The following is a 23,338-nucleotide window of genomic DNA, read 5'->3' on the forward strand; positions in this document are numbered from 1 at the left end:
TGTGGCGCTGTACGCCATGATCAGCCCAGCCGTGCGGTGCCGATCGGAGCGGGGGCGACCGCCTGTTTCAGCTGCGCGGCCATCGATTTCAGTTTTTCCGTCGTGTAGCGGTCGTAGAAACGCTGGTTGCGGCGTCCAAGTCCGTGTTCGGCGCTGAAGCTTGCGCCATGCTCCTCGACGGCAACCGAGATCACCCGCTCGCGCAACGCCTCGGCGGTTGCCATGTCGTTCGTCCCGTCCGCCAGCTTCGGCACGACTAGATTGAAATGCACGCCGCCGTCGCCGACATGGCCGAAATCGCAGATGGCGACAGCGGGGAATTCCAGGGCCAGCAGGTCGCTCATGTGCTGGCGGAAGCGCATCAGCTCGCCGCGGCGGAATGACAGGTCGAGGCCGACGACATAGCCCGACGACTTCACACCTTCGGACAGAGCGTGGCGCAGCGCCCACATTTCGTGCACGGGACCGACGAAGGCGTCGCCCAGCGGCTCCTCCGGCAGGCTCCATATGTCTGCCAGCACCTCTTCGAGCACGGCGTCGAGCTGCTGCTCGGCCGCGCGTGGCAGCCATGACCTGGAAACCTCGGCGAGGATGACGAAATCGGGCACGGCCCCGCCGGGGAATGGATTGCGCAGCGCTTCGACATGGGCGAGCGTGCGGGTGATCGCTGCGCCCGACATGCCTTCGAAGGCGCTGAGATAGGTGCCTAGGCGCACTTCCATGGCGTTGAGCAGGACCGTCACATGCTCGGGTGAACGCGGTACCAGATAGGCGGTCGCCACCTGCTGCGGCAGCCTTTCCAGGTTGAAGATGCATTCGGTGACGACGCCGAACGCGCCCGCCGTGCCGATGAAATGCTGCTTCCAGTCGACGCCGGTGTTGTCCTTGCGCAGGCCTGCGCCGAAATCGACAACGGTGCCGGCGTGGTCGCCGAGCACCACCTTCATGCCCAGCGTGTTGCGGCGGACGTCGCCGAAGCGCAGGAAACGCGCCCCGCCGGTGTTGCTCGCCACCATGCCGCCTGCCATCGGGTCGGCGCCAAGATCGATCGGGAAGAACAGGCCGTGCGGTTCGAGCCGAGCGTTGATTTCGGACAAGCGGAAGCCGGCGTCGACGCGCAGGCTGCGGTTGTCGAAGTCGAGCTCGAAGGTGGAGCGCAGGCGGTCGAGGCTCAGCACGCCCTGGGTGCCGGTGGCGTCGGGCGTCGAACCGGCGACCAGCCCGGTATTGCCTGACTGCGGCACCAGCGCGATGGCATGGCGGGCGCAATAAGCGACGACGGCCGAGACGGCCTCGGTCGAGGCCGGGCGTGCCACGAAGGCTGCGCGGCCGCTATCATAACGCGCGCCCCTTTCGTAGCCGGCCATGTCGGCTTCTGCGGTCAGTAACCCGCCTGCGCCGAGCAGAGCGCCGAGAGTGTCGATGTGTTCGCGCGCCAGCATCAAGCCGCGTCCGAAAACGCCTTCAGCGCGGCTAGGCAGCGCTCGATCGATGCCCGTTCGATGCCGGCATAATGCTCGAACTCGTTGAGGACGGCGGCCCCCAGGGCTTTTTCGAACAGGCGCTGGTTGGGGCTGGCGGTGAACTCCTGCACAGCGTCGTCACCCAGGTTGGACTGGAAGATGCCGGCGGCAGAGACCGGCAGGAAGTCCTCGTAGACAATTGCGTCGAAACGCACCGCACCGGCGGCGATCAGGCTTTCGATGTCGCTGCCGCGCGCACCGGCGACTGCGTCGTCGACGGTGTAGAGGAAATAGCCGAGGCCGGCCCTGCGGATGGCGTTCCAGTCGTCAGGGAATTCGGCAAAGCTCCGAGTGAGTGCTACGCGATAGGCGTCTGCATTCGAACCGTCCGGGGCAGGGCGTACCGCGGCGCGAGCCTGGTTCAAAAGCTTGTCGTAAAGGGTTCGACCCTTGGGCGTGAGCGCTATGCCGCGCTGCTCGATCTCGCCGAAGCGCGCGGTGTGCGAGCCTGTCTGGAGCTTGCCGTTTTCGTCGGGAAACGACACGCGCTCCTCGACGGCCTTGAACGACGTCTGGCGCAGCAGGATGGGGCAAGCGCGGCTGGGCGGCCCCTCGACGACGGCCTTGGGAACGATGCCGCGCGATGGCATCTGGTCCTGCACGGCGTCGATATCAAGCGTGCGCGGCGTCAGATGGTTGATGTGCGGACCCTTGAACGAGACCACGTCGGCGATCAGCCGGTGTGCATCGTGCAGCCTGGCATAGAGCGTCTGGTCGACGCTTGCCTCGCTGTGCCAGCGGAACGTGTCGAGCACTTCAGTGACGAACAGTCCGGCGTCCTCCTGCGACAGGCCACCGTCACGTTCAGCCTTGTCGACGAGTGCCACGGCCGCGTCGGAAAAGATCTGCCGGCGGGCCAAGGTCTGTTCGGCGGTGGCGCGCAGGCCTTCGTCGGCGATCAGGTCGAGCCGCAGCAGCGAGGTGAACACCCGGAACGGGTTGAAGTTGAGCGCGGTCTCGCCGACCGGCCGGAAGGCGGTGGAGTGCACCGGCACGCCGGCTTCGCTGAGATCGTAATAGCCGACCGGGAGCATGCCCATGACGGCGAAGACACGCCGCATCATGGCGAGCTCGGCTTCGGTTCCGAGGCGGATGGCGCCGTGGCGCTCCTCGCTGATGCGGGCGAGCGTCTCTGTCGCTTCCAGGCTGGCGCGCAGCGCCGGCTGGCTGGCGAGGGTGGCTTCGTTGACGTCGGCGACCAGGGCCATCAGCGTGCCATAGGCGGGCACTTCATCGCGGTACATCGCCGACATGGCGGCCGAGAAGGCGGCGCGGATGGCATCGGGCGACAAGAAGGGAGACGGAGACATTCGAACCCTCTGTTTCACGTTCGGCATGGGCGACTTCATGCTTGAACAATGCTATATACGGTTCTGTCGGCGCTGAATTGCGCTGAATCCATCTAGGTTGATGCGGAAACCGAATGACTGCTGCGCGCACGCTCCTTCCCGACCTGGGCAAGCTGCAGGCCTTCGAGGCCGCTGCCCGCCATGGCAACGTCACGCTGGCAGGGCGCGAGCTCAACCTCTCGCAAAGCGCTGTCAGCCGGCAAATCCGCGATCTCGAGGCCCAACTCGGCCTGCTGCTGTTCGAGCGGGTGCGCCAGCGCGTGGTGCTGTCGGCGGCCGGTCAGAAATTCCTGCCCGACGCGCGCAAGCTGCTTGAGCAGGGCGAGGCGGCGATGCTGAGGGCGATGGCCAGTTCGGGCGTATCGCTGCTCAGCCTCGCCACCTTGCCGACCTTCGGCAGCCGCTGGCTGGTGCCGCGGCTGCCGGGCTTCCTGAAAACCCATCCCGGCATCGCGCTCAACGTGGTGTCGCGCGCCGAGCAGTTCGACTTGGAGGAACAGGGGTTTGACGCGGCGATCCATTACGGCCAGCCGGTCTGGGCCAATGCCGTGTGCCGCTATATCTGCCGCGAAGTGATCGTGCCGGCGGCCAGTCCAGAGTTTCTCGCAGGCCGCGACATCGGCTCGCCCGAAGCGCTGGCGCATGCGCCGCTGCTCAACATGGCGACGCGACCAAAGGCCTGGGCCAACTGGTTCCAGGCCGCCGGCGTCGAGGCGCAAGGCGCCTATCAGGGCCATCGCTTCGACCAGTTCACCATGTTGATCGAGGCGGCGGTTGCCGGCCTGGGGGTGGCTCTGCTGCCGCGCTATCTCGTCGAAAGCGAGCTGCGCGACGGCAAGCTGCAGGTCGTTCTCGATATGCCGCTGCAGACCGAAAAGAGCTACTACTTCGTGGTTCCCGAACGAAAGGCGGCGGGCCAGCTGACCAATCAGCTGTTCGACTGGATCCTGAGGCAGGTGACGCCAGAGGATTGAAGCAACAAGGCTTGGGCACTTCGGCTAGTCGCCGACATAGCCGGTGATCTTGCCGTGCAGTTCCGAGACCTTGTTCATGCGACCTTCGATCGCGACGCCGAGTTCGTTGAAGATGCCGTTGATCAAGAGGTTGCCGAGGCTGGCCATCTGCGCTGTCGATTCCCAGAACATGCCGAATTCGGTGGGCACGACGAACATTTCGTCGGCAAGGTCGCGGCCCCAGTCGCAGAAGGCGTCGGTGACCAGCGTGATCGGGATCTTCGCCTTTTTGGCTTCCTGCGCCAGCAGGAGGTTCAGGCGCGAGTAGCGGCGGGCCTCGAAAATCACCAGGCATGTCGATTTGGATGGGCTCAGCAAGATCTCCGAAAAGTTGCCGCCGGCAATGTCGGCGAGCTGGACGCCTGGGCGGAGATACTGCAGCTGATTGGCGAAGTACTGGGCGATGCCGCGCTCCGTCTGGAAGCCGGCGACGAAAAGCTGCGGCGAGGTGGCCAGGCGCTTGACGGCGCGGGCCCATTCCTTGGTGTTGGCGAGCTCGTAGATCCTCAGCAACGCCGCGATCTCCAGCTCCAGACTGCGGGCGAGGGCATCGCCGTTCTGGCTGCGGTCGCGGAACTCCTTCAGGCGGTCGCCGGCCAGCCAGGGCTGGGCGCCAATGTTGTCGCGGAGATCCTCCTTGAGGTCCTTGAAGCGGGCGTAACCCAGCGTCCGGCAGAAGCGCCCGACAGTCGGCTCGCTGACGCCGACCTTGGCGGCCAAGGTTGCCGAGGTCTCGAACGGCACGCCGTTGAGGTTTGCCAACATGTAGTTGGCAAGCGCCTTCTCGGCATTGGTGGCGGTAGCCAGGCTTTCGACCAGCCTGCGGCGAACCGATTCCGTCATTTTGCTCTCCCTGTGCGGGGCGGGATTTCTTGTAAGAATTCTATCACAGAATCGATTGACGTTTGTTTTTTTTCAAAATAGCTTGAACGCACCCTCGTTGAGGAGCGGGGAAGAAAATGTTGCTGAGCCGCTGGATATTGCCAGTAACGCCCAGCAACCGGGAGGAAACGACGCGCATCTGGCTCAGGTCATATGACCATGCCACATCGCGAATTCTTGTCTGTTGTCGAGAAAATGCTGCTTCCGCGGCATGGCTGGCTTTTGCCGATTTTCCAAGGGGAGGTTGAACATGAATCGACGTGGGTTTCTTGCTTCGGTATCGGTGGTCACGCTGGCCGCGGGCCTCGGCCTGGCTGGGGGATATTCGGCGCGAGCATCAGAACCGGAGGCCGTGTTTGCTCTCGGCAGTGCCGAAATCGGCGCCCCTCATCACGATCCAATTCGCGCCACCTTGCTCAGCACCGTCGCGACCCTGATCTACGACCGGCTGATCGAGCAGGATGTCGACCAGAGCTATCATCCCCACCTCGCCGAATCCTGGGAGAACAGTCCCGACGGTATGAACTGGACCTTCAAGTTGCGGCAAGGCGTTCGCTTTCATGATGGTGAACCGTTCAATGCCGCGACCATAGCGTGGTGGATCCCCAAGTTCAAAGGCAGCCCGAACGAGTACCTTGTCGACGCCGTCGACCGTGTCGAGGTCGTCGACGACTATACTGTTCGCTTCGTCATGAAGCGGGCGGAGCCAAATCTGATCTACAATCTGGCATCGTCCTTCATGGGCATCCCGTCTCCTAAGGCCTACGACGCGGCCGGCGACAATTTTGGCGTGACCGAGGCCGTCGGAACCGGACCCTTCATGTTCGAGAGCTTTGCCGTCGGACAGGAAACCGTGCTGGTCGCCAACGAGGACTACAGCTGGGGCAGCGACCTCTCGAACAACAAGGGAGCCCCGCACGTCAAGCGGCTGACCCTGCGCGAAATTCCCGACGCCTCGACGGCCTTCCTCGAACTGAAGACAGGCGGCGTCGGCTTGCTGCTCGGCGTGCCGGACCAGTTCCTGCCGCAACTTCAGGCAGAAGAGATGTTGGACTTCCGGAGCCTGCCTGGCTTCGGGATCACGTATCTCGCGTTCAACACCCGAGCCGAGCCGTTCGGCGACGCCGCCGTGCGCCAGGCAACCGCATTGGCGGTCGATCAGGGCGCGATCCTCAAGAGCGTCTTCAACGGCATAGGCCTCGAAGCGCATCAGTTCCTCATCAGCACGCTGGTGGAATCGAAGATCGATCCCAAGCTGGAAATCCACCACGACCTGGCCAAGGCCAACGAACTTCTGGACAAGGCCGGCTGGCAGCGAGGTGATGACGGCATCCGGGTCAAGGACGGCAAGCCGCTGAAGATCAAGCTGACGGCGCAGTCGGAGACGGCGATCAAACGTACTGCCGAGATCGTCCAGGCGCAGCTCAAGGCAATCGGCATGGTTGTCGAGATCGACATCTTCGACAGCACGACGGTCGTCGACCAGCTCAAGAAGGGCCAGCATCAGCTCGCGGTGCGTCAGTATGGCTGGAACAACGCCGACATTCTCGATTGGTTCTTCAGCACCACCAACATTCCCTATCCGAACTCCTCCGGGTGGCAGGACGAGAAATCGCAGGAGCTTCGCAACGTCGCCATGCAGCAGTCGAAGACGCAGGACGAGCGGGTGGCCAATTTCAGGAAGTATCAGGAGAACCTGATCGGCAACTTCCTGTTTGTACCTGTCCACGAGCCGGTTCAGAACTACGCGTTCAACAAGACCATGCTCGATGTGCCGGCAAAGCTGCGTGGCACGCAGCTGGTGCAGGCAACGGCCGTCGACATCAAGGTCATTGGCTGAGCGGGTCGGCAGAACGTCATGATCGGCTTCACCTTGAGGCGGCTCGTCCTGCTGCTGCCTGTCTTCTTTGTCGTCTCACTGGTGGTGTTCTTCATCATCCATCTGGTGCCGGGTGACCCCATCGACAATCTCATGCGCGCCGGTTCGACGCCGGAGCAGCGCCTGCAGATTGCGGCGAAGTACGGTCTCGACCGCAGCCTGGTCGAGCAATATGTCACCTGGATGGGGCGGCTGCTGACCGGCGACCTGGGCACCTCGATCATCCAGGGGCGCCCGGTCAGCGCCCTGATCGCCCGGAACCTGCCCTACAGCCTCGAGCTGGGCATCGCAGCACTGCTGTTTTCGACGCTGACTGGCATCGCCGCCGGCGTGATCGCGGCGAGCTATCAGGGCACCCGCGTCGACGACTCGATCACCGGCTTTATTCTGCTCGGCTCGACGGTGCCAAGCTTCTGGCTCGGCCTGCTGCTGATCCTTGTCTTCGCGGTCTGGCTCGGCTGGGTCCCGGTGTCGGGCGCGCGCGGCTGGAGTTCGCTCATCCTGCCGACCATCGCCGCCGGCCTCGGCGGTATCGCACTCGTGGCCCGCGTTACGCGGATCGCCATGATCGAGACCTCCAGGCAGGATTTCGTGACACTGCTGCACGCCAAGGGGCTGCCGCCCTTCATCATCCAACTGCGGCATGTGCTGCGCCACGCCATGGTTCCGGTCGTCACCATCCTCAGCCTGCGCATCGGCTGGGTTTTGGGAGGCGCCGTGACGATCGAATATGTCTTCGCCCGTCCCGGCCTCGGCTCGCTGCTGATCCGGGCGCTCAATCAGCGAGACTACCCGCTGGTTCAGGGCTGTCTTCTCATGCTGGCCATGGCCGTCATCATCGGCGCCCTGATCGGCGACATCGTCCAGGCGGCGATGGATCCACGCCAGCGCGAGGCACGGGCATGATCAGACATCGTGCATTGGCAATGCTCAAGGCCGTCTCGACCTTCAAGGGCGGCATATCGGGAGCGTTTCTGCTGCTTCTGGTCATCGGCGCGCTGTTTGCGCCGTGGCTGTCGCCATATCCCTACGACCAGCAGGACCTGGGCATCATGAACCAGGCGCCGTCGCTGACGCATCTGTTCGGCACCGACGAGTTCGGACGCGATGTGCTGTCGCGGATGATCACCGGGGCCCGCACCTCGCTCTCGGTCAGCATCACAGCGATCGGCATCTCCGTGGCGCTCGGCCTCGTCCTCGGCGCCACCTGCGGCTATTTCGGCGGCACCTTCGACCGCATCGTCATGACGGTGATCGACCTGACATGGTCGTTCCCAGAAATCCTGATCGCGCTGATGCTGGTGGCGATCATCGGGCCCGGGCTGGAAGGCGTGGTGATCGCCATCGCCATCGCCTACCTCGCGCAGTTCACCCGACTGACGCGAACCCAGATCATGTCGCTGAAGAGCGAAACCTACGTCGAGGCGACAATCAGTCTGGGCGCCGGCCACGCCCACGTCCTGTTCTCGCATCTCCTGCCCAACGCGCTGGCGCCGGTGCTGGTGGCGGCGATGCTGGCAACCGGCGATGCGATCATTCTCGAGGCAACTCTCGGCTTCTTCGGTCTGGGCGCCCAGCCGCCGACACCGAGTTGGGGCGCAATGATGAGTTCCGGCACGGCCCAGCTGTTCATTGCGCCCTGGGTGATTCTGCTTCCCGGTCTCGCCGTGGCGCTGACGGTCGTCTTCATCAACCTGTTCGGCGACGCGGTGATCGCTGCGCTCGATGTCCGCGCCAAGTTCAGGGAGGCGTAACGATGCTGCTGGATCTGGAAATGCTGCGCATCAGCTTTGGTGCCTTCGCGCCGGTCGACCAAGTCACGCTCAGCGTCGACCGTGGCGAAATCCTCGGCATCGTCGGTGAATCCGGTTCGGGCAAGTCGCTGACGGCAACCGCGATCATGGGATTGTTGCCGCGCATCGGCGGCCAGGTCGCTGCCGGCACCATCCGCTTTGACGGCACCAATCTCGTCGGGCTGCCGGAGCGGCAGATGCGGAGGCTGCGCGGCGGGCGCATCGCGCTGATTACGCAGAACCCGATGACTTCGCTCGATTCGATGATGCGGATCGGGCCGCAGATCGATCAGGCCGCACGCCTGCATCTCGGCCTTGGCCGGAGTGCGGCGCGGGCAAAAAGCCTGAAATTGATGGCCGACCTGCGCATTCCCGATCCCGCCTCGGTCTACGACCTGTTTCCGCACCAGCTCTCCGGCGGCATGAAACAGCGTATCGTCATTGCCATGGCGCTTGCCGGCGACCCGGAGCTTCTGATCGCCGACGAGCCGACCACCGCCCTCGACGTCACGGTGCAGGCGCAGATCGTTCAGATCCTCGTCGACCTGGTGCGGCAGCGCGGCCTCGGCCTGATCCTGATCACCCACGACATGGGCGTCGTCGCCCAGGCCTGCGACCGGGTGGCCGTGATGTATTGCGGCCGCGTGGTCGAGCTGGCCGAGGTCGACGCACTCTTCGCGCAACCGCGTCATCCCTACACACAGGCGCTGATCCGCTGCATCCCCAGGCACGATATGGCGCGCGGCACGATGAGCGCCATCCCAGGCGTGGTCCCGAGTGCCGCAGCACAGCCGCCGGGCTGCAGGTTCAATCCGCGCTGCGCCCGTGTCGCCGACCGCTGCCGCATCGAGATCCCCGAGCTGCGCATAGGCGTCAGCGGCAATGGCGTGGCCTGCCACGTGGCGGAGGCAGCATGAGCGATCTTCTCACCGTCAACGGGCTCAGCCGCCGTTTCAGTGATGGCGGGCTGTTGCGCAAGCGCAAGACGTTCCATGCCGTCAGCAACGTTTCTTTCGCGTTGAAGAAAGGTCAGATCCTCGGAGTCGTCGGCGAGTCCGGCTGCGGCAAGTCAACGCTGGCGCGGCTGGTGCTGCGCCTGATCACGCCCAGCGAGGGGCAGGTCACGTTCGACGGTGTCGACATGGCATCGCTGTCGCGGCAAGACATGCGTCGCCTGCGCCAGCGCATGCAACTGGTGTTCCAGGATCCCTATTCGGCGATCGATCCGCGCTACTCGATCCGGGACGCGCTGCTCGAACCGTTCCGCGTCCAGGGCGCAATGCCAAGATCCGCCGATGAGACCGTCGCATCGCTGCTCGACATGGTCGGTCTGAACAGCGCGCTGGCGGCAAGCTATCCACATCAGTTGTCGGGCGGCCAGAAGCAGCGTATCGGCATCGCACGTGCCCTGGCGCTCAACCCGTCGCTGGTGGTGCTCGACGAGCCGACGGCTTCACTTGACGTTTCGGTGCAGGCGCAGATCGTGTCGCTCTTGGAGCGGCTGCGCCAGGATCTCGGGCTGACCTATCTGTTCATCTCCCACGATCTCGGACTGGTGCGCTATTTCTGCGACCAGATCCTGGTCATGTATCTCGGCCGCATCGTCGAAGTGCTGCCGAGCACCGCGGCGCCCAAGCATCCCTACACAAGAGCGCTGCTCGACAGCACCTTCGAACCCGATCCGAAGCGGCGCCGTACGGTGACGCGGCTCGCCGGTGAGATCCCCAGCGGCTACGACCTGCCGACCGGCTGCGCCTTCGCCAACCGTTGCCCGCGCGTCACCGATCTCTGCCGCCGCGAGCTGCCGACGCTTTGGTCACAAGGCGGTGCGCATCAGGTCGCCTGTCACCATCCGCTCACCGCCGCGCCCGACGCGATTATCGACGAGAGGTCGGTCGCATGAACGCCAATCACCGAGACGCTTCAGGCGCTTCGCATCGTTTGCAGATGACTTTGAAGACCAGGAAATCAGCATGAGCTACACCGGAGAACTCGACCGCTACCTGCAGTCGGAAATCGACAACAGCCAGGTTCCCGGACTCGGCGTCGCCATCGTCCATGATGGCGAGATCGTGCATCTCGGAGGTTATGGCCTTGCCAATGTCGAGAACCAGGTGCCGGTGACGCCCGATACCGTTTTCCATTCCGGCTCGACCGGCAAGATGTTCACCGCGGCGGCGGTGATGTTTTTGCTTCAGGACGACCACATCAAGCTCGACGACCCGTTGATCCGCTATATTCCGGAAGGGCCCGAAAGCTGGTCCGGCATTACCATCCGCAACCTGCTGTCGATGATGGCCGGCTTCGGCAATTTCGACATCGCCTTCTCGGCGGGCGAAGGCGGGGAGGGTGGCGCCGTGCCGCTCAACCTGTGGCAGGACCATAGCGACGAGCAACTGATCGACCTCGCCCGACGTTCGCCGTTCATGTACCGACCGGGCGAGGGCTATCAGTACAGCAATACCGGCTACATCCTGGCCGGGCTGGTTGTCGCCCGTGTTTCGAACAAGCCTTATTACGAGCTCCTGCGCGAACGGCTGTTCGAGCCGATCGGCATGGCGACGGCGCGCGAGGCCTCGTGGTTCGACATCGTGCCGAACCGCGCCGCCGGCCACTGTATCCGCGACGGCAAGTTGGAAAACCGCTACTGGGCGGCGCCGACACTGCAGCGCACCGGCGATGGCGGGCTCTATTTTTCGCCGCGCGACATCGCCCATTGGCTGCTTGAGCTCGACAATCCCACGGTGCTGAGCCCTGAAAGCATCGCACTGGTGTCCGAGCCGGTGCTGATGAAGAACGGCCAGCCGTCGTTCAACAATTATGCGCTGGGCTGGCAGAATTCCACGATACGCGGTCATCGCAAGATCCGGCATGGCGGCACCTGGGACGGGTTCCGCGCCGAGATCGCTCGCTTCCCGGCGCGCAAGCTGTCGGTCTGCGTGCTCGGCAACACTGACGAGGCCCAGGTCGCCCGGATAGGCCAGAAGATCGCCGGCATCGTCGATCCGGCGCTCGCACCCTACGAACCGATCGCCGACGGCAACGAAGCTCTGACCAGGCGCGACCACGAGCTGCTGCAGGCCATCGTCGAGCGCCGTGCGCCGCGCGAGAGCTTTGGCGAAGAGGCCTGGCGCCTGTGGAGCAACGGCTGGTTCGAGCAGATCGCGGCAAGCGGCGTTGCGGTGGCTGGAGTGCCGCTCGAGCTCACCCATCAGGAAGGCGACGGCGGCCGACGCTACCGGCTGGAGATGGGCGGCTATCACCTGCACTGGACGATCAGCCGCGACAGCGAGGACCGGGTGAGCGAAATGCGCTTCCACATGGAGTAGCCGCAACGGTGGCCGCGGCCCAGCCGGCGAGGCCACCGTTGCTGACACGTCAAACCAACTGCTGAGCCTGATCAGGCGCTGCGTATCCCTCGGCGAGGGACGCAACGGACAAGTGCGCCTGTTCGATTCGAAATGCCTGAACGACCAGATGGAGACCGATAATGAGCTTTCGTGTTCTGACCGCAGAATTCGCCCATGAGACCAACACGTTCAGCGTCCGCAAGACCGGCTATGACGCGTTTACCGTCGAAGGCGTGTTGTTCGGCGACGACGCCATTCGTGCCAGGGGCGACGCGAACACCGAGATTGCAGGCTTCCTCGATATCGGCCGCAAATATGGCTGGGCCGTCGAGCATGTTCTGAGCACCGCGGCCGAACCGGCAGGACCGGTGACGCGCGATGCCTTCGACCGGATCGGCGGCGCCATCGTCAAGGCGGCTGCCGACAACAAGGGCAAGATCGACGGCATCCTGCTTGGCCTGCACGGAGCAATGGTCACCGACTTCTCGCCTGATGGCGAAGGTGAACTGCTGGAGCGGCTGCGCGCCGTCGTCGGGCCGGACCTGCCGATCGCTGTCACGCTCGACCCGCATGCCAATGTCACGGCCAAAATGTGCGAGCTCGCCGACATACTGATCTCGTTCAAGACCTATCCGCACATCGACATGCGGGCGATCGCTCACCACGCTGGCGAGCTGCTGCAGCGCACGATGGCCGGCGAGATCCGTCCGAAGACGCTGTTGGTCCGCCGGCCAATGCTGGAGGAGGCCAATGCCGGTCGTACAGATATCGGGCCGATGGTCGAGTGGATCGCCAGAGCCCGCGCCTATGAAGAGACGCCTGGTGCGCTGGCCGTCAGCATCAATGGCGCATTTCCCAACGCCGACATTCCCGAGGTTGGGCCGACCGTGCTTGTCACCTATGACGGCGACCCGGCGCGGCACCGCACCTTCGCCGAAGGCATCGCCGACGAGATCTGGGACAACCGCTTCAATGTGCTGAACACCTTCTACACGGTGATGCAGGCTGCCGAGATCGCGCATGACTATCGCGGCGACCGTCCGCTGATCATTGCCGACTATGCCGACAATCCCGGCGCCGGCGGCTATGGCGATGCCACCGCTTTGCTTGGAGCGCTGCTCCATGTCGGCGTAGATGATGCGTGCTTCGGCCCGATCGTCGATCCGGAGACGGCCAACCAACTGCACCGCGCCACGGTCGGCGACACCGTCAAGCTCAGGCTCGGCGGCAAGACCGATCCGCGCTTCGGAGGCGATCCGCTCGAAGTGACCGGCAAGCTGCTCGTCATCAGCGACGGCAAGCTGATCGGCGACGGAGAACAGCTGGGTGGGCTGGAGTTCTCGTTTGGCCCGACGGCCGTGGTGCAGATCGACGGCATCGCCGTGCTGGTCGTTACCGAGCCGTCGCAGATGCGCGACCTCCAGCAGTTCCGGGCCTTCGGCATCGATCCGGCGCGGCATCGCGTGGTCGGGCTCAAGTCGATGCAGCATTTCCGCGCTGCCTTCGAACCTATCGCCGGCAAGGTCATCGTCTGCGACAGCGGCGCACTCTGCACAATGGACTATTCCAGGATGCCCTATCGCAATGTCGCACGACCGATCTTCCCGCTCGACCGCGACATGACCCTTTGAGTGTATGGCAATGACAGCAAGGAAACCGATGGCGCAGTCACATATCCAGCAGGCCGACGTCATCGTGCTCGGTGCCGGGATCATCGGCGTTTCGGTCGCACTGCAGCTGCAGCGGCGCGGCCGTTCCGTCATCCTCGTCGACCGCCGCGACGCCGGCGAGGAAACGAGCTACGGCAATGCCGGGCTGATCGAACGCTCCAGCGTCGTGCCTTATGGTGCGCCGCGCGAGCTTTCGAAGCTGATGCGCTATGCGTTCAATCTGTCGACTGAGGTGCGTTTCGACTGGCGGCAGATGCCGCGCATCGCACCGTGGCTGTGGCAGTTCTGGCGCGAGTCGGCGCCCAAGCCGTTGGCTCGCGCCGCAGCCGACATGCAGCCGCTGATCGAGCGCTCGGTGAGCGAGCACGAGGCGCTGATGTCGGAGGCCGGCGCATTGCCACAACTGCGCCGGGCCGGCTGGCTCGAGGTCTATCGAAATGAAAAGACCTTCGTGCAGGCGCGGGGAGCCGCCACCGCCCTTCACCCATTCGGGCTGAACTACGAAGTCCTCGACCGTAAGGCGCTGCAACAGCGCGAACCGCATCTCACCAATGCCGTGGTTGGCGCCGTGCACTGGCTCGATCCGGCCACCGTTGCCGATCCGGGCGCACTGGTGAAGGCCTATGCCCGTCATTTTGTCGAACGGGGTGGGGTGTTCCTGCGCGGCGATGCGCTTCATCTGCAACGGGAGGAAACAGGGTGGAGCATAGCTGCCGGCAGCGCTCGGCTCAAGGCGCCGGAAGCGGTCGTGGCACTTGGGCCCTGGACGGACAAGATCTCGCGTTCGCTTGGCTACAAGGTCCCGCTGGTGATGAAGCGCGGTTACCACGTGCATTTCGAAGCCGAGGGCGACGCCTTGCTCAATCATCCCGTCGTCGATGCCGATGGCGGATTCGTGCTGGCGCCGATGGCCCAGGGCGTCAGGCTGACCACCGGCGTCGAATTCGCCTCGCGCGGCAGCAGGCCCAGCCCGGTCCAACTCGACAGGACAGAACCTCTGGCGCGCCAGATCTTCCCGCTCAGGCAGCGTATCGAGCCAAAACCCTGGATGGGATCGCGCCCGTGCTTGCCCGACATGAGGCCGGTGATCGGCCGGGGCTTCAGGCACAAGGGGCTGTGGTTCGCCTTCGGCCACAACCACCACGGCCTGACGCTCGGCCCGATCACCGGACGCCTGCTCGCCGAAATGATGACGGGCGAAAAGGCATTCACCGATCCTGCGCCTTACGCAATGGAGCGCTTTGGCTGACACGTATCTCTGCCGTGTCGCCTACCCGAAGGCCCAGCGAAACAAACAATTAACAAAGCCAGTCAGGCTGGTCTTTACCAATTGCTGCTAATCCCAAGCCGCAACAGGGAGGGCGGCCAGGGAATGGTTGGGGCAAGTCGCATCGCTGAACGGTTCAACGGCCTGTCGGTGCTGGGGCAGTCCTGCGTGATCGTGGCCACCGCGACGCTCGGTGCCGACCTTCTGACGCTGATCTTCTACTCGATCTTCTTCTCGGACCGGCTGCTGCTCGACCTCGTGCTGACTAGCCTGATCGTTGTCGCCGTGGCGGGGCCGTTGTCCTATTTCTTCATGGGCCGCAGCGCCAGGCTGGTCGAGCTTGCGGCCGAGCTCGACCGGGCCAATCGCCTCGATGACCTGACCGGCCTGCTGAACAGGCGAACCTTCCTGCTTCAATCCAGGCAGATCGTCAGTGACCACGCAGATGGCAAGGGCGCCGGAATGCTGCTCTTTATCGATGCCGATCATTTCAAGGCGATCAACGACCGCGAGGGTCACGCCATGGGCGATGCCGTGCTGCAGGAAATCGGCGCGGCGCTGGCTTCGAGCATTGGCGCTGGGGATATTGCCGGGCGGCTGGGCGGTGAAGAATTCGTCGTACTGCTGGTGGGTGCCGGCGAGGACACGGCAACGCTGGTGTGCGAACGCCTGCGGCGCAAGGTCAAGGCGATATCAGCCATCGTCGGCATGAGCGGCCGCGAGGTCACTGTCAGCATCGGCGTATCGAAACACCAGCGGGGCCAAAGCCTCGATGCGCTTCTCCTGGCCGCCGACAGGAACCTCTATCTCGCCAAAGCCAATGGTCGCGACCGTATCGTCAAAGCCGATGGCAAGCTGGCTGCCGCCTGAACAGCCTTGTCGTTCCGATTGCTCTGCAACTCGATCCTAGCTGCCGGCATGCGCCATATGCTGGAAGCGGCGAACCATGCGCCAGCCAGAAGCCACCAGCCGGTCGGCCGGCGGCGCCACCGGCAGCACCGGCTGGGTTAGCATACGGCGCAATTCGGCTGGCCCGATCTCGCTGGTCATGACGATGCGCGACAAGGTGTACGGGTCTTCCGTCGTCGTCGTCATCGCATGCCTGACCCGGCACGCCGAGGTGAAGCCGGCGCCGCGCACCAGCGCGCGCGTGGTGCGACTCGAATAACCATGCGGGTAGGCGAAGCTGTGCACCGGCCGCTTCAGGCCGTGTTCGAGGGCGAGCTTGCTGTCATGTATCTCGCGTGCGGCATCGCTGGCCGACAGGATGTCCAACTGCGGATGGCTGACTGTATGGGCGCCGATTTCGATGCCTTCGCAGGCCAGCGCGCGCAGATCACCCCACCCGAGCATCGGCCGGTCGCCTTCGCCAGATGAAGCAAGCCACTGGCTGGTCTTGCCGACCAAGCCAGAGACGACATAGAGCGTCGCGGCAAAACCGTGGCGTTCCAGAATGGGCATGGCGCCGATGAGAAAATCCTGCAGCCCGTCGTCGAAGGTGATGCAGACGGTGCGCGGCGGCAAAGGCCGCTTTTCCCTGAAGATCGTCGCCAGCGCCGAGATCGTCACCGGGCGGAAGCCGCCTTCGGCCAGCACCTGCATGTGGCGCTCGAACTCGTCGGGCAGCATCATCCAGCGCCGGTAGGGCGCAGCACAGCTGGTGTCGATGCTGTGATAAACCAGGATAGGCACGGATGGGCGCATAGCTGTCGATCCTCCCTTGAAGGCGACCTCGTGCCCGTTTGCCGAGGGAGCGATGCCGGATGACGGGCTGCGTGCTGCGGCATAGCGGCTGCGCAGATAGCCCGGCACGCCAGCAGCGATGCCGAGCCTCTCGCGCCAGACCAGATTGCTCGGATAATCGCCCGGCAGGCGCAGGTTCTTGGGCGATGTCGGGCCGGCCATGTGGGCGATGCCGGCAGGCATGGCGCGCGCCAGCCGCAAGGCTGCCGCCGGTTCGTCGATGACGACCTTGGTGAGATAGGCGCCGAGGCCCATTCCATAGCCGAAGGCCTGGCGGCGCATGCCGTCCTCGCCGCGGCGATGATGGTGCCAAAGCAGCGCACGCGGGTCGTAAACAAGCTGGAAGCCGGCCTGGACCACGGCGTAGAAGGAGGCGAGATCGTCGCCGCCGCGCGCCAGCGTGCCGGCGCCCAGCGCTGAATCGAAGCCGCCAATCTGACGCAGCGCCTCGGTCCTGAACGCCATGTTGGCGCCCGAACCGAACTGTCCGGCGGTGAAGGGAAAAAGCGACCCCGCCGGCCTGTTGCCGGCGAGATCGAAGACCTTACGCGCAAAGCCCTTGCCGAAGCCGCCATGGCGCTCGGTCCAGAATTGCGCGCGTGTGTCGAGCTCTGCCGGCAGGATCAGGCCGGTGACGCAGCCGACCCGGCCGTCGCGGTCGAAATTTGCGGCCATCGCCGCCACCCAGTTGGGGTCGACGACGACATCGTCGTCGGTGAACAGCGCCAGCTCGGACGACAGGTTGGCAAGCCCGGCATTGTGGGCGCGGCCAAGGCCCGGCACGTCTTCCCTGACATAACGCACCGCGCGCGCACCGCCGTAACGCCGGGCGATCAGATCAGCAGTCTGCGAGGAGGACGGCGCATTGTCGACGACGACGATCTCGAAGGGCTGATAGGTCTGGAGCAGCAGTGAATCGAGGCATCGCGCCAGGCTTTCGGCGCGATCGCGCGTGGCGATGACGACGCTGGCGAACGGCCCGTCCTTCCTGGGCAGCGGCGCGTCGTGCTGGAACGTGCTGTCCTGCACCGCCTGGTTCTCGCTGATGCGGCGGCGCAGCTCGAACGTCGTCAGCACGTCCTCGTCGAAATCGAACTCCATGATCGTCACCGGACGGCCTTGACGGCGAATGAGACAGAAGACGCCGCCGTAGCGCTGGTCGGTTGCCGCGTCGAACATCGGCACATCGTTCATCGGCCGGCAGACGTCGACGTCGAGGATCTTGATCGGGTGAAACTCGGGCACGCTCATGCTTGCCTCCGTGGGCGGCTCAAGCGGGCGCCGACATAACCCATCGTCGTGTAGCCAAGGCCGAAGAAGATGCCGGCCGCGCGGGCAAGCCCCCACATGTCGAACTTCAGCATCGCATCGCCAAGCCCACGCAGAACGCCTGCCGGCAGGACGCGCATGACATAGCGCTGTTCGCTGGACAATCCGTCCAGCGCGCCCACGGCGTTGACGACCTGCGTCTTGGAACGACCTTCGGCGAGGCAGCGCTTGCGGAAGTAGCCCCAGGCGGCACGCTCGGCGGTGACCTGATGGTGCACGCTCACATCAGGATCGTAGAGGATGAGCGAGCCGGGAATGGCCTGGAGCGCGCGGATGCAGAGCTCCGTCTCCTCGCAGCCGGCAGCATCGGCCGCGGTGCGGCCGATGCCTTCGCGGAACCCCCCCGTCAACTCGACGATGCTGCGGCGGAACGACATGTTGCAGCCGATGGGATTGCGCACCGGCTCGACCTTTTCGGGCTGGCCGCGATAGCTGCAGCCGACAACCCACTGGAACTCTTCCGGGAACCAGCGCGGACGATCGACCTGCCACATCGGCAGCACCTGGCCGCCAAGGCCGATGACCGAGGGGTTGCGATAATGCGGCAGCATCTTTTCCAGCCAATCGGGGGCGGCGACCGCGTCGTCGTCGAGGAAGGCCAGGATTTCGCTGCTCGCCCGCCTGACGCCGGTGTTGCGGGCACCCGAAAGGCCGCGCGCGCCTTCGTTCACGATGACGGTTATGGCCGGATAGGTGGCGAAGAAAAAAGCCCACAGCGGCATGTTGTGGTCGATGACCACGATGATCTCGGTCGCCTTGGTGCGTTGCGCGAGCACGGAGGCGATGGCGCGATGAAGCTGTTCGCGACGGTTGTCGGCGTAGGCGCAGATGATGACTGATACCGAAGTCGCCGACGCCGTCATGATCGCTGGCCTAGACGCTGGGTTGGTGTTGTCCGGTCGAGCTGCGGGGCGGGACGGCCGGTCGTGCCGGGCGGGAGACGCCAAGGCGAACGATCGTCTTCAGCACCCGCCAACCATCGGGAATGGTGCGCAGGTTGCTGACGCCATGGATGCGCGGGAACTCCTTGCTCGCAACCTCGAACACATTGAGGTTGGCGCGCAGTGCCTGGACGTTCATTTCGGTCTCGATTTCGAAACCCGTCGCGTCCTCGATGTTGAGATAAGGCAGCACGTCGCGCCAGAAGGCATTGTAGCCGTAGCAGAGATCGGTGAATTTGCCGCCGAAGCGCATGCGCACGAGCGTCAAAAGTCCCCAGTTGCCGAGCCGGCGATACCACTCCATGTCAGTGGTATCGCCGCCCTGCATGAAGCGCGAGCCCTTGACGAAGTCGGCGCCCGCGAGCAGCGCGCCGACGAAGGCCGGGATCTCGCCGGGATCGGCAGAGCCGTCGGCGTCGAGCGTGACGATAATGTCACCCTTGGCGGCGTTGAAGCCGGTGCGCAGGGCAGCACCCTTGCCGCGTCGATCCTGCTGCAGCACGACGATGTCGGGCAGAAGCGACCTTGCGACCTCTATCGTGTCGTCGGTCGAGTTGCCATCGACGAGGATGACCTCATCCACCCATACAGGGATGTGCGGCAGGACGTGAGGAAGGTTCTTGGCCTCGTTCTTCGCCGGCACCACCACACTGATGCGCGGTGTGCCGCTGGTCGCCAAGCCTGCCAGCTTGAAGACCTCCATTGCAGGCCGATGCGGAAATGCTGCCGCCGTCATACTGGTTACTCCAACCCAAAGTTGGTGCGGCATATCCAATGACGACGCGAACCAAATGTTACAGACGCAGCACAGCACAGCCTGACGAGCACAACTTCGCAGGGAGGTCGTTACCGATCAAAAAATCTGGACGCAAGTGTCTTGTTAGCCCCACTCGCCGATATGAAATTTACCATATATTGTGTTTTTGTAAACCATATGTAGTATTCGTGTGAAGTTTCCGCGCTATTGGTTCTGCTGGTAGATGTGGATTTGTATGAACTTTCCACATCAATGTTTATTATTAGAAAAACAGATGTTAATCTGAATTAAACTGCTGCGAACGCGTTGGCATGCGCTCTGCGACAGGCATACGTCAATTCATGCGCGGCGTATTAGGTGGTGCTTTAATATTAAATCCTTTCACTCGAAGTCTCGGCAAATTCGGGTATTCCTGGTCGAGATGCACGCTGCAGTCCCGTGATGGTTGCACGCAGCCATGCCGTGCACGAACCGTTCGCAATATTGTGATCAGCATGAAAAGCGTGATCTTGCCGCCGCCTGGCGCCGGTGCGGCGAAATCGCAACATTCATACATATGTCTGTTAGCAACTGCTGAGATAATGCCTGTGGTTGAATGACGGGCCGGGGCGTTCATGTTAGGTTGGGAGGAAATCAGGAGGCGGGGGCCACCAGCACGATCAGCGGCGTTCGGACACAGCGCCTGTGACATGTTCCGTGCGCCCGATTGTTCGAGGACCAAACTTGCCTAGCCCACAGCGACCCGAAACTCCTCCTGCCCCCGATGCTTTCGACGACTGGGTTCTCCTGACCCGCAAGTGGGACGAGGCCTACAAGGACTACCTGACCGTACGCGAAGCGCGGGCCACGGCTGAGGCCGCGTCGGGCACGCCTGATCCTGAGTTGAAGCGCTGGGAGGACGAAGCGCTGGCTACGTTGGCTGAAATCAAGGCCGAGATGGACAAGGTCGTGGCCGAGACGCGGCTACGACGCCAGCCCATCGGCGGCTCCCTCGTCGTCGGCAGGATCGGTCGTGACGAGGGCGAAACGTCTCCCAGTTCCGAGCACGATCCCGACAAGAAGTAGGCGCGAGCTGCACCGTGCCGGGCGATCCGCTCGCGTGGTGGCCGCGCACGCAACCTCCATGGGCCTGGGCATCTAAGGGCTATTTCCAGCGTGCGCGGTTGCGGTGTATTTAGGATGAGTGAGAACGCGAGACGCCCAGCGAAGCGCATTTTTCTTGCCGGCCATCGCGGCGACGCTGGCTTGGCTGGCGATGCTGTCGCTGTTTGCCGGTGCGACCGTCACCGCAGAGTTTCCCTCGATCGAACTCGAGACGACGTCCAGTGACACGCTTGACGGTGTGTTGCGCGCCGCGTTGAACGCTCCCGAGCTCGATCGCGCAGCAGAGGGAGGGGACGCAAAAGGCTGGCAACCCTTCGTCGAAGCCGAACGCCACCGGCTGGAAGAGCTGATCCGCGGCCAGGGCTATCTCCACGCGCGGGTCGAGATGCCGGATGCTGCCGATGACGCGGGCTCTTCCGACAAGGTCACGCTCAAGCCGGTCACCGGCCCGATTTTCCGTGTCGGCATGGTCGAGGTCGACGGTCTCCAAGACGTTGCCACCGATACAGTGCGCGACGACGTTTCCCGACAGATGATGGAGGCGGTCGGCAAGCCAGCACGCGGCGATCTTCTGGCGACCCTCGAAGACGAAGTTTTGTGGCGGCTTCGCACTGCATCCTATCCGTTTGTCCGCGTCACCGAACGCGAGTTGCTGCCGATCCCGGGGCGGGCGCTGGCGACAGCCCGTATCGTCGTCGAGCCGGGGGCGTCGGCGCGGTTTGGCGCCGTCGCCTACAGTGGCCTTGTCGGTCTCAGGCAAGACGAGCTGGGCCGCCTGCAGCCCTTCAAGCAGGGCGATCCGTACAATCCCGATGTGCTCGAGCGTTTCCGCGAGGCGCTGCTCGGACATCCGTCGGTCAAGGCCGTCAGGCTGCGGCTGCCGGAGGCGGTGGACGCCGACGGCCAGTTGCAGCTTCGCGCCGAAATCGAGGAAGATCAGCTCCGCGCCGAAGACGTGGCCGGCAATTATCGGACCGGGCTCGTTGCGGCCGTTTCGGCGATTGCCGCGCTGGCGATCCGGCAGGTTTCAGTCGCCAGCCTGCGTCCTGGCCGCTCGCGTTGGCCGCTCTGGTTCGAGGTGGTGCCGGTGCTGCTGCTCGCCGCTGCATTCTACGTGATCGCGCAAAGGATGCTGCTGTTGGCGTTCCCTGGCTGAGGGGCGGGACACGGCAATTCCAGGAAAACTGCGTAGCGTTTTCCGTCCGGACAGAACTCTAGGTATCCTTGAAGCCGATCGTCCATTTCGCCGCGTGCCGCACGCGGGCGTCGACGGCGGTGATCGGCAGCTTTTCCAGGAAGTATTCGGCGTGCGCGTGTGGGGTCGCGCCAAATCGCTGCTTGTAGTGCGCAAGCGAGGCCGAGGCGCCGGTCTCGCCAAAATGGTAGTAGCGGCAGCCGCTGTGGCAGGCCTCTTCGATGGCGAGTTTCTGGATCAGGTCGTTGGCGCCTGAGCTGCCCAGCGCATGGCGGTCGATCGCGCCGCGGGCGTCGTTGACGTTGCCATATTGCAGCACGAAGGCGGCCGCCGCCGGCTTGCCGTCGACCCAGGCGACCCAGATGCGGCAGGCCTCGCCGAAATGCCGGGCGATCGAGCTGAATTTTGCCATCGGATCGCGCTTGCGCCCACGCAGATGTGCCAGCATGCGCGGTTCGTGCTGCTTGTCGGCCCAGCGGTCGAAGGATGTGCGCAGCAGCTGGTGGAAGGCGGGCACCAGCTTGCCGGTGGTGTCGCGCTCGACGACGATGCCACCGCGTTCGGCCTTGCGCACCCGCGTCCGCGTCGTCTTCTTGAAGCGCGTCGACCAGACCGCGTCGAAGCCGCCGTCGAGGTCGAGGATGTGGGCAAGGCCAGGCACCGAGGTGACATGGGCAGGTGCCGCGGCGGCCCACAGATGGGCATGGCGCGGATTGGGTCTTACCGAGATCCTGAGGTAGGGCAGACGGCCCAGGTCTTCGAAAATCGCGCGCAGATGTTCAACCTTCGGTACTAGCGATGAGAGCACGCCGCCGCGACCCCAGGCATAAGGCATCGACTCGGCGACCGACAGCCGGGCCGGCAGGTGCCTGTTGCGCACCATCGGCAGCACGTAGTGATGTCCGCCTGCAAAACGGTAGGCGCGGCTGGCGTCCTGGTATTTGCCGAGGGCGCACAGGCTGTCGAGCCAGGCCGGCGACTGGTAGGGCAGGGCTTCGGGATCGGCGAGCATCAGGCGATGCCAGAGGTCGCGCGGCGCCGGGCTCTGCACGTCGAAAACCGCCGTCGTGCTCGCCGCGGCGTGCACGTCCTGTGCGCTCCCAAAATTTGTCGGATCGGTATCCGTCCGAAGCCTCCCACTTTCCACCCAATGTCGCAGATTTTGTGAGATATCACTACCTTTGCAGCCCCGGCGTTGCTTTCCAGATTCGCCTTTGTTCAGAAACGGTTACCGCACTGCCATAAAGATATTGTTTATCACAATTTTGTTATTTCTTCGTGATGGAAAACAATCTCCGAAACGCCAATCAAAGTCAAAGTCACTTAAATAAAGCATTCCGGACAGATAGCCGCTATTTTGACAAGCAAGTCGATGCGTGGAAAATCCCAGAACATGATCTTGGATATGAGTTGGAATGGGTCATGTCATTTACCTGGCGCGGTGAAACAGCTTGACGCGGCGTCTGGCAACCGTCCTAGTTAACAGATCGTAAGCGACAGATTTCCGGGTAACCGGCAATGCGCGCGAACCGCCTTTCGCGGA

Annotated in this window: 19 protein-coding genes; 12 read left to right on the forward strand and 7 right to left on the reverse strand. The window is 63.9% G+C overall.

Features of this window, described 5'->3' with window-relative positions:
- Positions 1-20: 20 nt before the first annotated feature.
- Entirely contained in the window at positions 21-1,442 is a 1,422-nt protein-coding gene (locus H5P29_RS14045) for an FAD-binding oxidoreductase (RefSeq protein WP_154386369.1), read from the reverse strand.
- Positions 1,442-2,833: a VOC family protein gene (locus H5P29_RS14050; protein ID WP_154386368.1), complete on the reverse strand. Its 1,392-nt coding sequence runs from the start codon at positions 2,831-2,833 to the stop codon at positions 1,442-1,444. Before H5P29_RS14050 ends, H5P29_RS14045 begins: the two co-directional genes overlap by 1 nt.
- A gap of 113 nt (positions 2,834-2,946) precedes the next feature.
- Between H5P29_RS14050 and H5P29_RS14055 the strand changes: the two genes are divergently transcribed.
- Positions 2,947-3,846 carry a LysR family transcriptional regulator gene (locus H5P29_RS14055; protein ID WP_154386367.1) on the forward strand — a complete coding sequence of 300 codons (900 nt, stop codon included), beginning with the start codon at positions 2,947-2,949 and terminating at the stop codon, positions 3,844-3,846.
- A gap of 24 nt (positions 3,847-3,870) precedes the next feature.
- On the opposite strand, the gene H5P29_RS14060 is transcribed toward H5P29_RS14055, so the two are convergent.
- Positions 3,871-4,728 (reverse strand): MurR/RpiR family transcriptional regulator, encoded by an 858-nt coding sequence (locus tag H5P29_RS14060; protein ID WP_067960085.1) that lies wholly within the window; start codon positions 4,726-4,728, stop codon positions 3,871-3,873.
- A 289-nt stretch (positions 4,729-5,017) separates the two neighbouring features.
- Here H5P29_RS14060 and H5P29_RS14065 point away from each other — a divergent pair, with 289 nt between their 5' ends.
- From H5P29_RS14065 to H5P29_RS14105, 9 genes are all read left to right on the forward strand, one after another.
- Positions 5,018-6,607, forward strand: a complete 1,590-nt coding sequence (locus H5P29_RS14065) for an ABC transporter substrate-binding protein (protein WP_154386366.1) — start codon at positions 5,018-5,020, stop codon at positions 6,605-6,607.
- An 18-nt stretch (positions 6,608-6,625) separates the two neighbouring features.
- Positions 6,626-7,552, forward strand: coding sequence for an ABC transporter permease (locus H5P29_RS14070; protein WP_154386365.1), 927 nt, complete (start codon positions 6,626-6,628; stop codon positions 7,550-7,552).
- On the forward strand, positions 7,549-8,400 hold the full coding sequence (locus tag H5P29_RS14075; RefSeq protein ID WP_067960095.1) for an ABC transporter permease: 852 nt from the start codon (positions 7,549-7,551) through the stop codon (positions 8,398-8,400). The genes H5P29_RS14070 and H5P29_RS14075 overlap by 4 nt, the downstream gene beginning before the upstream one ends.
- 2 nt (positions 8,401-8,402) lie before the next feature.
- Positions 8,403-9,356, forward strand: coding sequence for an ABC transporter ATP-binding protein (locus tag H5P29_RS14080; RefSeq protein WP_154386364.1), 954 nt, complete (start codon positions 8,403-8,405; stop codon positions 9,354-9,356).
- On the forward strand, positions 9,353-10,342 hold the full coding sequence (locus tag H5P29_RS14085) for an ABC transporter ATP-binding protein (protein WP_067960101.1): 990 nt from the start codon (positions 9,353-9,355) through the stop codon (positions 10,340-10,342). The genes H5P29_RS14080 and H5P29_RS14085 overlap by 4 nt, the downstream gene beginning before the upstream one ends.
- A 70-nt stretch (positions 10,343-10,412) precedes the next feature.
- Complete coding sequence (locus H5P29_RS14090) at positions 10,413-11,768, forward strand: serine hydrolase (RefSeq protein ID WP_154386363.1); 1,356 nt, start codon at positions 10,413-10,415, stop codon at positions 11,766-11,768.
- A 161-nt stretch (positions 11,769-11,929) separates the two neighbouring features.
- Positions 11,930-13,420 (forward strand): M81 family metallopeptidase, encoded by a 1,491-nt coding sequence (locus H5P29_RS14095; RefSeq protein ID WP_154386362.1) that lies wholly within the window; start codon positions 11,930-11,932, stop codon positions 13,418-13,420.
- A gap of 28 nt (positions 13,421-13,448) precedes the next feature.
- On the forward strand, positions 13,449-14,708 hold the full coding sequence (locus tag H5P29_RS14100) for an FAD-binding oxidoreductase (RefSeq protein WP_154386361.1): 1,260 nt from the start codon (positions 13,449-13,451) through the stop codon (positions 14,706-14,708).
- 123 nt (positions 14,709-14,831) lie between these two features.
- Positions 14,832-15,596 carry a GGDEF domain-containing protein gene (locus H5P29_RS14105; protein WP_067960113.1) on the forward strand — a complete coding sequence of 255 codons (765 nt, stop codon included), beginning with the start codon at positions 14,832-14,834 and terminating at the stop codon, positions 15,594-15,596.
- Between the two features lie 36 nt (positions 15,597-15,632).
- On the opposite strand, the gene H5P29_RS14110 is transcribed toward H5P29_RS14105, so the two are convergent.
- Genes H5P29_RS14110 through H5P29_RS14120 form a run of 3 tightly spaced genes read right to left on the reverse strand, consistent with a single transcriptional unit; the run spans position 15,633 to position 19,475 of the window.
- Positions 15,633-17,720 (reverse strand): polysaccharide deacetylase family protein, encoded by a 2,088-nt coding sequence (locus H5P29_RS14110; RefSeq protein WP_067960116.1) that lies wholly within the window; start codon positions 17,718-17,720, stop codon positions 15,633-15,635.
- Positions 17,717-18,661 carry a glycosyltransferase family 2 protein gene (locus tag H5P29_RS14115; protein WP_154386360.1) on the reverse strand — a complete coding sequence of 315 codons (945 nt, stop codon included), beginning with the start codon at positions 18,659-18,661 and terminating at the stop codon, positions 17,717-17,719. Before H5P29_RS14115 ends, H5P29_RS14110 begins: the two co-directional genes overlap by 4 nt.
- A 10-nt stretch (positions 18,662-18,671) precedes the next feature.
- Complete coding sequence (locus H5P29_RS14120; protein WP_246670837.1) at positions 18,672-19,475, reverse strand: glycosyltransferase family 2 protein; 804 nt, start codon at positions 19,473-19,475, stop codon at positions 18,672-18,674.
- A gap of 744 nt (positions 19,476-20,219) precedes the next feature.
- Here H5P29_RS14120 and H5P29_RS14125 point away from each other — a divergent pair.
- Together H5P29_RS14125 and H5P29_RS14130 are read left to right on the forward strand one after the other, a co-directional pair.
- A complete protein-coding gene (locus tag H5P29_RS14125) occupies positions 20,220-20,561 on the forward strand; it encodes a hypothetical protein (RefSeq protein WP_067960125.1) in 342 nt (113 codons plus the stop codon).
- A 154-nt stretch (positions 20,562-20,715) separates the two neighbouring features.
- Positions 20,716-21,756, forward strand: coding sequence for a hypothetical protein (locus tag H5P29_RS14130; RefSeq protein WP_067960128.1), 1,041 nt, complete (start codon positions 20,716-20,718; stop codon positions 21,754-21,756).
- 58 nt (positions 21,757-21,814) lie between these two features.
- Here the strand turns inward: H5P29_RS14130 and H5P29_RS14135 are convergent, their stop codons facing one another.
- Positions 21,815-22,882, reverse strand: a complete 1,068-nt coding sequence (locus tag H5P29_RS14135; RefSeq protein ID WP_154386359.1) for a GNAT family N-acetyltransferase — start codon at positions 22,880-22,882, stop codon at positions 21,815-21,817.
- Positions 22,883-23,338: the final 456 nt, after the last annotated feature.

This window comes from Aminobacter sp. MDW-2 (genome assembly GCF_014250155.1).
Classification (GTDB): domain Bacteria; phylum Pseudomonadota; class Alphaproteobacteria; order Rhizobiales; family Rhizobiaceae; genus Aminobacter; species Aminobacter ciceronei.

Excerpts from the sequence above, each read along its gene's own strand:
- H5P29_RS14045 (WP_154386369.1), bottom strand. The coding sequence starts at position 1,442 with ATGCTGGCGCGCGAACACATCGACACTCTCGGCGCTCTGCTCGGCGCA.
- H5P29_RS14050 (WP_154386368.1), bottom strand. The coding sequence starts at position 2,833 with ATGTCTCCGTCTCCCTTCTTGTCGCCCGATGCCATCCGCGCCGCCTTC.
- H5P29_RS14055 (WP_154386367.1), top strand. The coding sequence starts at position 2,947 with ATGACTGCTGCGCGCACGCTCCTTCCCGACCTGGGCAAGCTGCAGGCC.
- H5P29_RS14060 (WP_067960085.1), bottom strand. The coding sequence starts at position 4,728 with ATGACGGAATCGGTTCGCCGCAGGCTGGTCGAAAGCCTGGCTACCGCC.
- H5P29_RS14065 (WP_154386366.1), top strand. The coding sequence starts at position 5,018 with ATGAATCGACGTGGGTTTCTTGCTTCGGTATCGGTGGTCACGCTGGCC.
- H5P29_RS14070 (WP_154386365.1), top strand. The coding sequence starts at position 6,626 with ATGATCGGCTTCACCTTGAGGCGGCTCGTCCTGCTGCTGCCTGTCTTC.
- H5P29_RS14075 (WP_067960095.1), top strand. The coding sequence starts at position 7,549 with ATGATCAGACATCGTGCATTGGCAATGCTCAAGGCCGTCTCGACCTTC.
- H5P29_RS14080 (WP_154386364.1), top strand. The coding sequence starts at position 8,403 with ATGCTGCTGGATCTGGAAATGCTGCGCATCAGCTTTGGTGCCTTCGCG.
- H5P29_RS14085 (WP_067960101.1), top strand. The coding sequence starts at position 9,353 with ATGAGCGATCTTCTCACCGTCAACGGGCTCAGCCGCCGTTTCAGTGAT.
- H5P29_RS14090 (WP_154386363.1), top strand. The coding sequence starts at position 10,413 with ATGAGCTACACCGGAGAACTCGACCGCTACCTGCAGTCGGAAATCGAC.
- H5P29_RS14095 (WP_154386362.1), top strand. The coding sequence starts at position 11,930 with ATGAGCTTTCGTGTTCTGACCGCAGAATTCGCCCATGAGACCAACACG.
- H5P29_RS14100 (WP_154386361.1), top strand. The coding sequence starts at position 13,449 with ATGGCGCAGTCACATATCCAGCAGGCCGACGTCATCGTGCTCGGTGCC.
- H5P29_RS14105 (WP_067960113.1), top strand. The coding sequence starts at position 14,832 with ATGGTTGGGGCAAGTCGCATCGCTGAACGGTTCAACGGCCTGTCGGTG.
- H5P29_RS14110 (WP_067960116.1), bottom strand. The coding sequence starts at position 17,720 with ATGAGCGTGCCCGAGTTTCACCCGATCAAGATCCTCGACGTCGACGTC.
- H5P29_RS14115 (WP_154386360.1), bottom strand. The coding sequence starts at position 18,661 with ATGACGGCGTCGGCGACTTCGGTATCAGTCATCATCTGCGCCTACGCC.
- H5P29_RS14120 (WP_246670837.1), bottom strand. The coding sequence starts at position 19,475 with ATGACGGCGGCAGCATTTCCGCATCGGCCTGCAATGGAGGTCTTCAAG.